Origin of the sequence: Thioalkalivibrio sp. ALJ4 (assembly GCF_000377225.1) — a bacterium.
Classification (GTDB): domain Bacteria; phylum Pseudomonadota; class Gammaproteobacteria; order Ectothiorhodospirales; family Ectothiorhodospiraceae; genus Thioalkalivibrio.
This window is the reverse complement of record NZ_KB897917.1, coordinates 460,522-473,407: the sequence shown is the minus strand read 5'-3', so window position 1 is coordinate 473,407 and position 12,886 is coordinate 460,522. Positions and strand designations below refer to the sequence as shown.

Genomic DNA, 12,886 nt, shown 5'->3' with positions numbered 1-12,886 from the left:
ATGCCCAGGCGACCGGCAGACGGGCAGACCCGGAGCCTCAGGGGACCGGTCGCTCTGCTGCCGCTGTCCCTGCCGGTGCTGGGCCTGGCCGCTCCGACGGCCATCGCCGAGGACGACGTACCCGTGCTCGACCCGGTCGAGATCACGGTGACCGCGCCCAGGCTGGCCACGCCGCTGGCGGACCTGCCGGCGGCGGTATCGCGCGTGGACGAGCGCCAGGCCACCGAGGGGCGCCAGGGCCTGCAGCTGGACGAGTCGCTGAATCGCGTTCCGGGGCTGTTCGCCCAGAACCGCTACAACTTCGCGCAGGACGCGCGCATCTCCATCCGCGGCTTCGGCTCGCGCGCGCCGTTCGGGGTGCGCGGGCTGCGCATCCTGCAGGATGGCATCCCCGAGACCACCCCGGACGGCCAATCGCAGGTGGACGCCATCGACCTGCTGAACCTGCGCGACATCGAGGTCCTGCGCGGGCCCAGCGCCGCGCTGTACGGCAATGCCTCCGGAGGCGTGATCTCGGCGCGCACCCGCGACGGGCGCGACGCGCGTGGCTTTGGCGGCGGAGTCATGCTGGGCAGCTACGGCTATCGCCGCGCCGAGGCCATCGCCGAGCAGGATCACGGGACCCATCGCTACTCCCTGACGGCACACGACTTCGCCATCGACGGCTACCGCGACCAGTCCACCGCCGAGAAGCGCTACCTGCGCCTGCACACCGCCTCGGAGCTGGAGGCGGGGACGCTGAATTTTCACCTGCGTTACCTCGATGCCCCGCGCACCGACGACCCCGGCGGGCTCACGCGCGAGGAGATGCGCCAGAACCGGCGCGCGGCCGCCCCGCTGGCCACGGCCCTCGACAGCACCCAGGAAGCCGAGCAGCTCACAACGGGGCTGCAGTGGGAGCAGTCGCTCGGCCCCGGCGAGCTGCGCCTGGGTGGTTTCTGGACCCAGCGCGACTACGCGCAGCAACTGCCATTTCCCGGCGACTCGCGGGTAGCCTACGAGCGCGACTTCTACGGGCTCAACGCCCAGTACGAACAGGACATCGGCCCGACCCGGGTGCTGACCGGGATCGACCTGGAGGAACAGCGTGACGATCGCACCCGGCGCTGTACGTCTGGTACTTTCGCACCAGGGCAGCTGGACTGTGACGAAGACGAAGTCGTTGGGGATCTGGCGCTGGACCAGCGCGAGCGCGCCCGCTCGCGCGGGGTTTTCGTGCAGACCGACACCGCGCTGGGGTCGGACTGGAACATGGTGCTCGGCGCGCGCCACGACCGCATCCGCATGTCCATCGATGACCACTTCTCCGACCGGGTGGGCGAACCGGATCGCTCGGATGCGCGGACCTTCCGCGAGACCAGCGCGATGGCGGGGCTGATCTGGCACTTCCAGCCGGACTACCGGGCCTACGTGAACGTAGCCACCAACTTCGAGACCCCGACCTTCACCGAGTTCGCGAATCCCGAGGGCGGGGGCGGATTCAACGCCGATCTCGACCCTCAGCGGGCACGCAGCATCGAGGTCGGGATCCGCCGCGAGACCGGTCGCCTGGCCTGGGATGCCTCGGTCTACGCGACCCGCGTGCGCGACGAGATCGCCCCGTTCGAAGAGCCCAACGTGGACGGTCGCACGTTCTACACCAACGCTGGCCGAACCGCGCGCAGCGGCTTCGAACTGGCGGTCGACTGGTCCGCGACGGAGCAGTGGACGCTGTCCAGCGCGCTCAGCCTGAACGATTTCCGCTATCGGGATTTCGTGGACCAGCAGGGCGAACGGCGCGACGGCAACCGCCTGCCCGGGCTGCCGCGCGAGCAGCTGTTCGTGGAGGCCGACTGGCGCCAGGGGCCATACTTTTTCACCATCGATGCGCTGTACACAGGCGGGCGCTACGTGAACGACGCCAACGACGAACGGGTGGGCGGACAGACCACGCTGAACCTGCGCGCGGGCCGCCACTGGCAGGATGGCAACGCCCATGTCGAGGCCTTCGTGGCCGCGAACAACCTGCTGGACGCGGACAACGTCGACAACATCCGCATCAACGACGGCAACCGCCGCTATTACGAGCCGGCCCCCGGCCTGACCCTGATGGCCGGCATGCGCATGACCTTCGGGCGCTAGAGCGCCACCACGCCGGACCCTGAGCCGTCATTGCGAGGAGGCGAAGCCGACGTGGCAATCTCCGAACGCTGGCAATGCGGTGCTTCCTGAGGGAGATTGCTTCGTCGGCTTCGCCTCCTCGCAATGACGGTGCGACGAAGCGCCGTCGCCGCTACGTCGCGGGATGCACCGAGCGCGACGAACGGCATCCAGAAAGGGTGCCCGGCTAATCGCGCCGCCCAGGCCCCTCCGGCGGTTCCTTCGGCTCGATCTCGTCGAGCCGCCCCTGTTCGATCTTGCGCAGGGTCTCGGGGTCGGTGGGGTCGTCGTCCTCCCAGTCGTGCCGCCGATACACCGGGAACGGATCTCGACGATAGAGGAACCAGCCACAGACCGCACCCACGACCGCGCCGAACAGGTGCGCTTCGAACGAGACCTTGGGGCCGCTGGGGAAGACACCCCAGAGCATGCTGCCGTAGAGGAACAGGATGATGATGGCCACCGCGATGGACAGCGCATCGCGCCGGCGGATCCCGATCACCACGGCAAAGAACATCAGCCCGTGGGTCAGGCCCGAGGCGCCAATGTGCAGCCCCTCGCGGGCGAACAGCCAGACACCCAGGCCCCCCATCAGCCAGATCAGCGGGACTGCAACGCGCGTGGCACGCGGAAAGCCGTAGAGCGTGAGCATGCCGAGCACCCACAAGGTCGGCACATTGGCGAGCAGGTGACCCCAGGAGCCGTGGATCAACGGCGAGGTGATGATGCCCAGCGCCCCGACCGCGTCGCGCGGCAGAATGCCCAGGCGCGACCAGTCCCCGCCCAGCAGGTCGTGCAGGGCGTGGATCACGATCAGGACGGCGGCCCCCAGCATCGGCCAGAGCAGCGCACGCCGAATCCGCTCCTGCTCGGCCCGGGGGTCGGCCGGAGGCGCCGGCCGGCGAAGATTCATCATCCGCCTAGCCTGCCATGCCTGGACAAGAGGTCCAATCTCTCCCATCCCCCGGCGCCGCCACGGGCACCGTCATTGCGAGGTCCCGCAGGGGCCGCGGCAACCTCCCGAAGCTTGCGCAGTGTCGGGGTCCGAGGGTTTCGGAGGGAGGTTGCTTCGTCGCTGCACTCCTCGCAATGACGGTGGCGGCATTAGTGCCCGCCCGGCCCCAGGTCGGCGCCCTTGTCGTGTTGCGCGAGCTTGTCGTGGAGTTCGCCGCTCTCGCCACGCGGCGTCCTGACTTCGACCTCCATGCCGTTGCGGCGGAACTTGCCGACGACCTTGTCGATGGCAGCCACCGCCGAGCTGTCCCATAGCGAGGCGCGCGTCAGGTCGATCTCGATGTGGTGGATGCCCTCGCGGTAGTCGAAGCTGTCGATGAACTTGTCCACGGCGACGAAGAACAGCTGGCCGCGCACGGTGTAGATGCGAGTCCGGCCGTCCTCCGACAGCGCACTGGTGACTTCGACGGCCTTGACCATCTTGCGCGCGAAGAAGATCGCCGAGAGCAGCACGCCGGCGAATACGCCCAGCGACAGGTCGTGGGTGATCACGGTGGTGCCGACGGTCACGATCAGCACGGTGGCGTCGGTGCGCGGCAGCTTGTGCAGGGTGGTCAGCGAGCCCCAGTCGAAGGTGGCGATGGAGACCATGATCATCACCGCGACCAGCGCGGCCATCGGGATGATCGAGACCAGGTCACCGAGGAACACGATGAAGATCAGCAGGAAGATGCCCGCCGACAGCGTGGACAGGCGCCCCAGGCCGCCGGATTTGATGTTGATTACCGACTGGCCAATCATCGCGCAGCCCGCCATGCCACCGAAGCAGCCGGTGACGATGTTGGCGATGCCCTGGCCCTGGGCCTCGCGGTTCTTGCCGGAGGGCGTGTCGGTCAGGTCGTCGAGGATGGAGGCGGTCAGCAGCGACTCCAGCAGGCCGACGATCGCCAGCGCGAAGGCGGTCGGGAAAATGATCTGCAGGGTCTCCCAGTTCAGCGGGATGTCCGGGAACAGGAACACCGGCAGGCCGTCCGGCAGCTCGCCCATGTCGCCGACCTCGAGCGTCGGCAGGCCCATGAAGTAGACCAGGACGCTGAGCACCACGATCGCGACCAGCGGCGGCGGCAGCAGCTTCGGGTAGCCCGGGATCATCGGCAGGCCGTAGAGGATGAGCAGCCCGGCGGTGACCAGCGCCCACATGGTGGTGTCGCCGTCCACCAGGTAGGGCACCTGGGACAGGAAGATCAGGATCGCCAGCGCGTTGACGAAGCCGACCAGCACCGTGCGCGGGATGAACATCATGTAGCGCGCGAGCTTTGCCCAGGCGAACAGGATCTGGATGATCCCGGTCAGGATGGTCGCGGCCAGCAGGTACTGCAGCCCGTGTTCCGCTACCAGCGTGACCATCAGCAGCGCCATCGCCCCGGTCGCGGCCGAGATCATGCCGGGGCGCCCGCCGGCGAAGGCGATCACCACCGCCATGGTGAACGAGGCATACAGGCCCACGCTCGGGTCGACCCCGGCGATGATGGAGAACGCGATCGCCTCCGGGATCAGGGCCAGCGCGACCACGACCCCGGCGATCAGGTCGGCGCGCACATTGAACAACCAGATCTTGCGCTGGCGTTGCAGGAAGTCGTTCAGGGTCTGCTGCACGTGGGAATCCCCAATACGGATGCGCGCCGCTGTATCGACCGGGGCCGGGACTGGCGGGCGGACAGGTGCGAGGGGAGGCTCACCGGTGTTCCACCCCTGGCGGGCGCGGTTGCAAGCGGTCTGGTGCCAGTACAGACTGAAACCGCCGAAAGGGGGCGAAGTCTAGCACCTCGCACCAAGACGCTGAACCGCGCGCCCCCTGTGGGGTCTCGCCGAGGCCCTTCCCACGACCAGCCCGAGGATCCCCATGCTGCAGCGCGTCATCATCGCCGTCGACTTCTCGCCTGCCTCCGCCGCGGCCCTGGCCGTCGCGCGGCAGCACTGCCCGGGGGCGAAGAAGCGCCTGCTCTACGTGATGAAGCCCTCTGATGTGGCCGGGCCCAGCGCGGCCGGCGCCTTCAGTGGCGCCGGCACCTCGCCGCTGAACGCGAAGGACATGCGTCACTCCGCGGAAGACAAGGTCCGCGCACAGCTCGAGGCGTGGGCCGAGGCGGACGACGAGGTCGCCGTGGCCATTGGCAGTGCGCCGGAGGAGATCTCCCGCCATGCCGAGGAATGGGGTGCGGACATGATCGTGATGGGCACGCGCGGTCGCAGCCAGATCGCCAGCATGCTCTCCGGGTCCGCGACCGAATGGCTGGTGCGCAACGCCCGCCTGCCGGTGCTGGTCGTGCACGACGTGCCACTGTCCGACTCGATGAAGGAGAAGCTGCCACCCGAGGGCGCGGTCAACTAAGCCCTCCCAGGGGCCGTAGCGCAAAGGCCGATCAGGGCACCGTCAGGAGGAGCAGCTCAGCTGGATGCCGGCGGCCCAGGCGGGCGGCAGGTCCGCGTAGGCCTCGTGCTCGGGCTGCTCGTCGAACGGACGCTCAAGAATGGCCTGCAGCCGCAGCAGCTCGGAGGTATCGCCCGCCTCGGCCTGCTCGATCGCGGCCTGCGCCAGGTGGTTGCGCAGGATGTACTTCGGATTGACCGCGTTCATCGCCGCCCGGCGTGCCTCGAACGGGCGGGCCTCCGTCTCCAGGCGCGCCTGATAGCGCGACCACCATCCGCGCCAGGCGGTCGCGTCCTCCAGCTCGGCCTCGAGCTGTTCGCGGATCTCGGGCTGCTCCAGATCCGGCAGCTGGCGGAAGAAGCGCGTGTAGTCGACACCCTCCGCGGCCATGCGTGCCAGCAGGTCGTGGATCAGCTCCAGATCCCCTTCGCGTTCCTCCACCAGCCCCAGCTTCCCGCGCATGCGCGTCAGCCAGGCCTGCTCGAACCGGGGCATGAAGTCCACCAGAAGTGCCTTGGCCCGCTCGATCGCGGCTTCGCGGGTGGCGTCCTGGAAATGGATTACCAGGGTCTCGGCCAGACGGATCAGGTTCCACTGCGCGATCGCCGGCTGCTGGTCGAAGGCGTAGCGGCCGCCCTGGTCGGTGTGGTTGCAGATGTAGCCCGGGTCGTAGGCATCCAGGAACGCGAACGGGCCATAGTCGATGGTCAGCCCCAGCAGGCTCATGTTGTCGGTATTCATCACCCCGTGGCAAAACCCGACGGCCTGCCAGTCGGCGATCATCTCGGCGGTGTTCGCGATCACCTGTTCGAGCATCGCGGCCACCGGGTCGTCGGCGTCCGCCAGCTCGGGATAGTCGTGCGCCAGCGCATAGTCGATCAGTTCGCGCAGGCGTTCGCTGTAGCCGCTGTAGTGGAAATACTCGAAGTGCCCGAAGCGCAGGAAGCTGGGTGCCGCGCGCAGCACGATCGCCCCCGGTTCCACGCGCTCGCGCAGGACCTGCAGGCTGGAGCCGAACAGGGCCACCGCGCGGGTGGTCGGCACGCCCAGTGCGGCCATCGCCTCGGAGATCAGGTACTCGCGGATCGAGGAACGCAGTACCGCGCGGCCGTCGGCGCCGCGCGAATAGCGCGTGCGGCCAGCCCCTTTCACCTGCAGTTCCCAGTGCTCACCGGAGGTGGTTCGAACCTCGCCCAGCAGCTTTGCGCGTCCGTCCCCCAACTGCGGGACAAAGACGCCGAACTGATGCCCGGCATAGACACTGGCGAGCGGGTCGGGGCCCTCCATCGGGTGTCCTTCGGTGCAGGCCCCCAGCCAGGGCTGGCGGGCCAGGTCGGTCGCGGCCAGCCCCAGGCGCCGGCACATCTCGGCGCTGGTCGCCAGGCACGTGGCATCCGGGAACGGGGCCGGCGCCGGACGGTCATAAAAGGCCTCCGGCAGGCTCGCAAAGCGGTTCACCCATTGCAGTTCGGGTGTGCTGGGCGCTGGGGCTTCGGCGCGGGACATCGATACCTCGGCAGATCGCGGCTTCAGGCGTTATGATGCGCGACGATTCGATTTTGCACCTTTGGGCCCACAGTGCCCGGGTGTTCCGTCACGCGGGCACGGCGACCATGTCGTACGCCCCATTTCCGGGAGGAGACTCGTGACCGAAGAGCAGGACAACAAGAATCAGAGTGGCCTGAAGAACAGCGAGCGCCTGGCCTGGCTGGGCTTCATGCTGTTTTTCGTCATCATCCTCGCCATCTACATCGCCCGTGCCACCGGGCTGGAGCAGGATGTGACCGAGGCCCAGCGCGAGCTGTACCAGACGCAGGTGCAGCTACAGGAATACACCCGGCACGAGATTCCGCGCCCGGTCGAACTGGGCCTGACGAACGCGCACATCCAGGACCTGCAACGCCGCGGCATGGCACGCGCCGAGGAGCGCCTGCGTGCAGATCTGATGGAACATCCGGAGCTGATCCCGCACGAGGCGGAGGGTGACGAGGGCTTTGCGTTCCGGCCCGACGGCATCCACCTGCTGAACCACCGCTGGGTACTGGCGAACTTCGAGGGCGACGATGCCCATGGCCAGGTCCTGCTCGGCTACGAGGTGGTGCACGGTAACGTGATGTGGGAAGTGATCGACTCGACGCTGGCCTACTGACGATCCTGGTAAATCAGGTGGTGCGCCTTCGCACCACCTCGATCGTGTCTCAGCCCATCGTGCCCGCAAGGTGCTGGCGGGCGACCGCGACCTGGCGCCGGACCTGCTCCGGGGCCGTGCCGCCGGTCAGGTTGCGAGCAGCGGCCGATCCCTCCGGCGTCAGCACCGTGTAAACATCGTCGCCCACCGCGTCGCTGATAGCCTGCAGGTCGGCCAGCGGCAGTTCCGCCAGATCGACCCCACGATCCTGCGCCACCCGTACCGCACGACCCACGACCTCGTGGGCATCACGGAAGGCCACACCCCGCCCGACCAGGTAGTCGGCAAGATCCGTTGCCGTGGCAAAGCCCTTGCGCGTGGCGGCCAGGGTGTTCTCCGCACGCACCTCCAGGTTGGGCACCATGTCGGCAAACGCGCGCAGCGAGCCGAGCAAGGTATCCACGGTGTCGAACAGCGGTTCCTTGTCCTCCTGATTGTCCTTGTTGTAGGCGAGCGGCTGGCCCTTCATCAGGGTCAGCAAGGACATCAGGTGGCCATAGACCCGGCCGGTCTTGCCACGCACCAGCTCGGGCACGTCCGGGTTCTTCTTCTGCGGCATGATCGACGAGCCGGTGCAGTAGCGGTCCGGCAGGTCGATGAACGCGAACTGCGCACTGGTCCAGAGGATCAGTTCCTCGGCCTGGCGCGACAGGTGCATCATCAGCGTCGCCGCGGCGGCGGTGAATTCGATCGCGAAGTCGCGATCCGAGACCGCGTCCAGCGAGTTGCGCGTCACCCCGTCAAAGCCCAGCAGCTCGGCGGTGTACTCGCGATCCAGCGGATACGGTGTCCCGGCCAGCGCGGCCGCTCCCAGCGGAAGGACATTGACCCGCGCGCGGCAGTCGACCAGGCGCTGGGCATCGCGCTCCAGCATCTCGTACCAGGCCAGCATGTGGTGCCCGAAGGTGACCGGCTGCGCGGTCTGCAGATGGGTAAAGCCGGGCATCACCGTCTCGGCCTCGCGCTCGGCCAGATCCACCAGCCCGCGCTGGTAGGCCCGGACAAGGCTCAGGATGTCGTCGATGGCGGCGCGCAGCCACAGGCGGATGTCGGTCGCCACCTGGTCGTTGCGCGAACGGCCGGTGTGCAGCTTCTTGCCGACGTCACCGATCCGCTCGATCAGCCGCGCCTCGATGTTCATGTGCACGTCTTCGCGGCCGATCTGCCAGTCGAACGCGCCGGCGGCGATCTCGTCGCGGATGGCGTCCAGCCCCTGCACGATCTGTTCGGCCTCGGCGTCGGTCAGGACGCCGACCTTGGCCAGCATGCGCGCATGCGCCTGCGATCCCTGGATATCCTCCCGGTACAGGCGCTGGTCGAACTCGACCGAGGCGGTAAAGCGTTCGACAAAGGCATCGGTGGGTTCGGAGAAACGGCCGCCCCAGAGCTTGGCCTCGCCCTCGGGGGCCGGGGCCTGTGGCTTGTCGCGTGCGGAATCCTGCGTCATGGTGCACCCTGAACCGGGTTGGAAAGACACGGAAGTATAAGGGAGACGCGGCACAGTGTCCCCCGACCAAATACAAGGATGGACGGCACCCGGAGGGGAGACGGGTCGTGAAGGCACCTGCGCCGGACGACGAGACCACCGAACTGGCGAAACAATCGCCGCTGCCGGATTTCTGCAGCGCCGAGACGCTGTTGCGCGTGCTGATGGTCGCGGTACTGCTGGCCCTGGCGGTGACCCTGCTGCGCGGGGGCGGGCAGGACTGGGTGCCGGGGCTCGCCCTGCATGCGCTGTTCATCTTCTGGGTCGCGCTGACCAGCCTGCTGATCCTGTGCGCCGGCAAGCGGCTGCTGGTGCGCCTGCCCCTGTGGGGCCAGATCGTCCTGCCCCCGCTGGTGCCAATCGCCAACACGGCGGCGGTCTTTCTGGGGGCCGAGGGCCTGCAGCTGGCCGATCCGGCCTGGCGCTGGCCGGCGATCGCGGTGGCCACGATCCTGAGCCTGGTGGCGATGCATTACCTCTACCTGCAGGCGGCCTGGCAGCGCGAGACCCAGGCCGTCTCCCGCGCCCGCGAGCAGGCGATGCGCGCGCGGCTGCGGCCGCACTTTCTCTACAACAGCATGAACACCATTGCCGGGCTGTGCCGCAGCGAACCCGCGCGCGCGGAACAGATCACGCTGGATCTGGCCGATCTCTTTCGCGCCACCTTCGCGACCGCGGATCGCCAGTCCCTGCGCGCGGAGCTGGAGCTGGTGCGAGCCTTCCTGAATATCGAGCAGACGCGGTTTGGCGAACGCCTGGAGGTGGAATGGGACTGCCCGGACCAGGCCGGTCTGGACGTCAGCGTGCCCACCCTGATCCTGCAGCCGCTGGCGGAAAACGCGATCCAGCACGGGATCGGGCCGGCCCGGGGTCCCGGCTTCGTGCGCGTTCGCTGTCGGCTCGACTCCGGCACAGTGATGCTGTCGCTGACCAACAGCGTCGACCCGGAGGCACACAGCGAGGGGACCGGCACCGCCAGCGAGGCCGTGCGCCTGCGCCTGCACCATGCGTTTGGTGATCGGTGTCGCTTCGAAACCGTGGCCCGGAAGCGCGAGTTCGAAGTCCGCATTCGCCTGCCACTGGAACGGGGGAATCAACATGTCGAGTGAAGCCTTGCGCGTCCTGATCGTGGACGACGAACCGATTGCGCGTCAGCGCCTGGCCGGGATGGTCAACGACGCCGGACATCAGGTGATTGGCCAGGCGGCCGAGGCGATCAGCGCACGCGACGCCATCACCCGCGAGGCACCCGATCTGGTGCTGCTGGATGTCGAGATGCCCGGTGAGTCGGGCATGGAGCTGGCCGCCGAGATCGGCGCCCGGCGACCCGACCTGATGGTGATCCTGGTCACCGCACACGAGCAGTTCAGCCTGGACGCCTTCGAGGCCGGCGTGCGCGACTACGTGCTCAAGCCCGTGCGCGGCGAGCGCCTGACCCAGGCCCTGGAGCGCGCGGCCCGGCACAAGGCCGGCTCTTCGGCACCCGCTCCACGGACGGTTCGCCTGACCATCGGGCGGCGCGAGGAACGCGTGGCCCTGGACCGTATCGCCTACTTCACGGCCGAAGACGGCTATGTGATTGCGCGCGGTGAACAGCTCGAGGGGTTTGTAGATACACGACTGCACGAACTGGAATCCCGGTTCGGCGATGCCCTCCTGTGCGTGCGCCGGGGCTGCCTGGTGGTGCGCACGGCGATCCGGGGGCTGGAGACACGCGGCCCGGCCGATCACCGCCTGCTGTTTCACGGCCACGTCGATCCGGTGGCCGTCAGTCGCCGTCAGCTGCCACAGGTGAGGGCCTTCCTGCGCGGCAATCTGGCATAGCAAGAAGCGACAGCCCCTGGATCCGGGAGGGTTCGGGCCACTGCGCCGAAACCGTTATACTACGGCGCTTTATTCTCCAGCCGCCGGACCCCGCATGAAACCCCTGCGTATCGCCACTCGAAAAAGCCCGCTCGCCATGTGGCAGGCGGAACATGTCGCCGCGCGCCTGCGGGGCCTGCACCCGGATCTTCCGGTGGAACTGGTCGGCATGACGACCCAGGGCGATCGCGTGCTCGACTCCCCGCTGGCCCGTATCGGCGGCAAGGGGCTGTTCGTGAAGGAGCTGGAGGTCGCAATGCTGGAGGATCGTGCGGACATCGCGGTCCATTCGGTCAAGGACGTGCCCATGGAGCTGCCGGCGGACCTGGTGCTACCGGTGATCCTCGATCGGGAAGATCCGCTGGATGCGTTCGTCTCCAACACCTATACCCATGTCGACGAGCTGCCCCAGGGCGCGCGCGTGGGTTCGTCCAGCCTGCGCCGGCAGTGCCAGCTGCGGGCACGGCGGCCGGACCTGAAGATCACCGATCTGCGCGGCAACGTGAACACCCGGCTGGGCAAGCTGGATGCCGGCGAGTACGACGCGATCCTGCTGGCGGCGGCCGGACTGAAGCGCCTTGGGTTCGACGAGCGCATCCGCGCCCGGCTGGAACCGGCTGTCAGCCTGCCGGCGGTGGGCCAGGGGGCAATCGCCATCGAGTGCCGCGAGAACGACCCGGAGATCGCGGCGCTGATCGCACCCCTGAACGACCGCGACACCTCCGACCGCGTGCGTGCAGAACGCGCGTTCAATCGCCGCCTGGAGGGCGGCTGCCAGGTCCCTCTGGCCGCCCACGCAACCCTGGACGGCGACCGGCTCCACCTGGACGGTCTGGTCGGCGCCGTCGATGGCAGCCAGCTCCTGCGACGGCAGGTGGAAGGGCCGCGCGGCGACGCGGAGGCCCTCGGGGTACAGCTGGCCGAACAACTGCTGGAACTGGGGGCTGGCGAGCTGCTGGCCGCCGCCCACGCCGAGAACGCAGCCTCCACGAAAGGATCCTGAAAATGGCCGAGCTGGATATCATGAAGCCCACCGCGGACGGCCCCCTGAACGGCTGCGGGATCCTGGTCACGCGGCCGGCGGCGCAGGCAGAGGAGTTCTGCACCTTGCTGGCTGGCGATGGCGCCGAGGTGATCCGCTTTCCGGTGCTGGAGATCCTGGCGCCCAGCGACCCGACCGACCTGCGCGCGGTACTGAATCAGCTGGATAATTTCGATATTGCGGTCTTTATCAGCCCGAACGCGGTGCAGCGGGTGCTGAACCTGGCGCTGGCCGACCGCACCTGGCCCGAAGGGACGCGAATCGCAGCCATCGGCAACCGCACCGCGAAGGAGCTGAAGGGCTTCGGGCTGAACGTGGATATCGCCCCGCCGCGGCGCTTCGACAGCGAGGCGTTGCTGGAACAGCCGGCGATGCAGGACGTGGCCGGCCAGCGCGTGGTGATCTTTCGCGGCGACGGCGGGCGCGAATACCTCGGCGATACGCTGAAGTCGCGCGGCGCGGAGGTCACCTTTGCCGAGGCCTATCGGCGCGGGCGCCCGGAGGGCGATACCGGCGCGCTGATGTATGCGTTCTCGCGCGACCAGATCGACATCATCACGATCACCAGTGGCGAGGGGCTGCGCAATCTCTACGAGATGGTCGGCAAGCTCGGGCGCATGTGGCTGCGCAAGACACCGCTGGTGGTGGGTTCCGAACGGATCGGCGAGATCGCCCACGAGCTGGGGTTCAAGGCCGCCGTAGAGGTCGCAGAGGACCCGACTGACGCCGCGATGCAGCAGGCGGTGCACCGCCTGGCCGCGCAACTCGCGACCAGCTGATCAG

At 68.2% G+C, this 12,886-nt stretch carries 11 protein-coding genes; 7 read left to right on the top strand and 4 right to left on the bottom strand.

Going from position 1 to position 12,886, the window contains the following annotated elements:
* The gene (locus C936_RS0102260) at positions 1-2,121 is read left to right on the top strand and encodes a TonB-dependent receptor family protein (RefSeq protein ID WP_369699444.1); all 2,121 of its coding nucleotides are present in this window, start codon (positions 1-3) and stop codon (positions 2,119-2,121) included.
* Positions 2,122-2,326: 205 nt separating this feature from the next.
* Here the strand turns inward: C936_RS0102260 and C936_RS0102255 are convergent, their stop codons facing one another.
* Both C936_RS0102255 and C936_RS0102250 read right to left on the bottom strand, forming a co-directional pair.
* Positions 2,327-3,055: a rhomboid family intramembrane serine protease gene (locus C936_RS0102255; RefSeq protein WP_018649136.1), complete on the bottom strand. Its 729-nt coding sequence runs from the start codon at positions 3,053-3,055 to the stop codon at positions 2,327-2,329.
* A 188-nt stretch (positions 3,056-3,243) separates the two neighbouring features.
* Complete coding sequence (locus C936_RS0102250; protein ID WP_018175080.1) at positions 3,244-4,749, bottom strand: SulP family inorganic anion transporter; 1,506 nt, start codon at positions 4,747-4,749, stop codon at positions 3,244-3,246.
* Between the two features lie 247 nt (positions 4,750-4,996).
* On the opposite strand from C936_RS0102250, the gene C936_RS0102245 reads away from it, so the two are divergent.
* Complete coding sequence (locus tag C936_RS0102245; RefSeq protein ID WP_018175079.1) at positions 4,997-5,485, top strand: universal stress protein; 489 nt, start codon at positions 4,997-4,999, stop codon at positions 5,483-5,485.
* A gap of 42 nt (positions 5,486-5,527) precedes the next feature.
* On the opposite strand, the gene C936_RS0102240 is transcribed toward C936_RS0102245, so the two are convergent.
* Entirely contained in the window at positions 5,528-7,030 is a 1,503-nt protein-coding gene (locus C936_RS0102240; protein WP_018175078.1) for a YdiU family protein, read from the bottom strand.
* Between the two features lie 139 nt (positions 7,031-7,169).
* Between C936_RS0102240 and C936_RS0102235 the strand changes: the two genes are divergently transcribed.
* Complete coding sequence (locus C936_RS0102235; RefSeq protein WP_018175077.1) at positions 7,170-7,673, top strand: hypothetical protein; 504 nt, start codon at positions 7,170-7,172, stop codon at positions 7,671-7,673.
* 49 nt (positions 7,674-7,722) lie between these two features.
* Here the strand turns inward: C936_RS0102235 and argH are convergent, their stop codons facing one another.
* Positions 7,723-9,159 carry an argininosuccinate lyase gene (gene argH / locus C936_RS0102230; protein WP_018175076.1) on the bottom strand — a complete coding sequence of 479 codons (1,437 nt, stop codon included), beginning with the start codon at positions 9,157-9,159 and terminating at the stop codon, positions 7,723-7,725.
* Positions 9,160-9,266: 107 nt separating this feature from the next.
* On the opposite strand from argH, the gene C936_RS0102225 reads away from it, so the two are divergent.
* The 4 genes from C936_RS0102225 to C936_RS0102210 all read left to right on the top strand — a co-directional run bounded on the left by C936_RS0102225 (position 9,267) and on the right by C936_RS0102210 (position 12,882).
* Positions 9,267-10,307, top strand: a complete 1,041-nt coding sequence (locus C936_RS0102225; protein WP_018175075.1) for a sensor histidine kinase — start codon at positions 9,267-9,269, stop codon at positions 10,305-10,307.
* The gene (locus C936_RS0102220) at positions 10,297-11,022 is read left to right on the top strand and encodes a LytTR family DNA-binding domain-containing protein (protein ID WP_018175074.1); all 726 of its coding nucleotides are present in this window, start codon (positions 10,297-10,299) and stop codon (positions 11,020-11,022) included. Before C936_RS0102225 ends, C936_RS0102220 begins: the two co-directional genes overlap by 11 nt.
* 94 nt (positions 11,023-11,116) lie before the next feature.
* Positions 11,117-12,064 (top strand): hydroxymethylbilane synthase, encoded by a 948-nt coding sequence (gene hemC / locus C936_RS0102215; protein ID WP_081616836.1) that lies wholly within the window; start codon positions 11,117-11,119, stop codon positions 12,062-12,064.
* Positions 12,065-12,066: 2 nt separating this feature from the next.
* Entirely contained in the window at positions 12,067-12,882 is an 816-nt protein-coding gene (locus C936_RS0102210; protein WP_012981427.1) for a uroporphyrinogen-III synthase, read from the top strand.
* Positions 12,883-12,886: the final 4 nt, after the last annotated feature.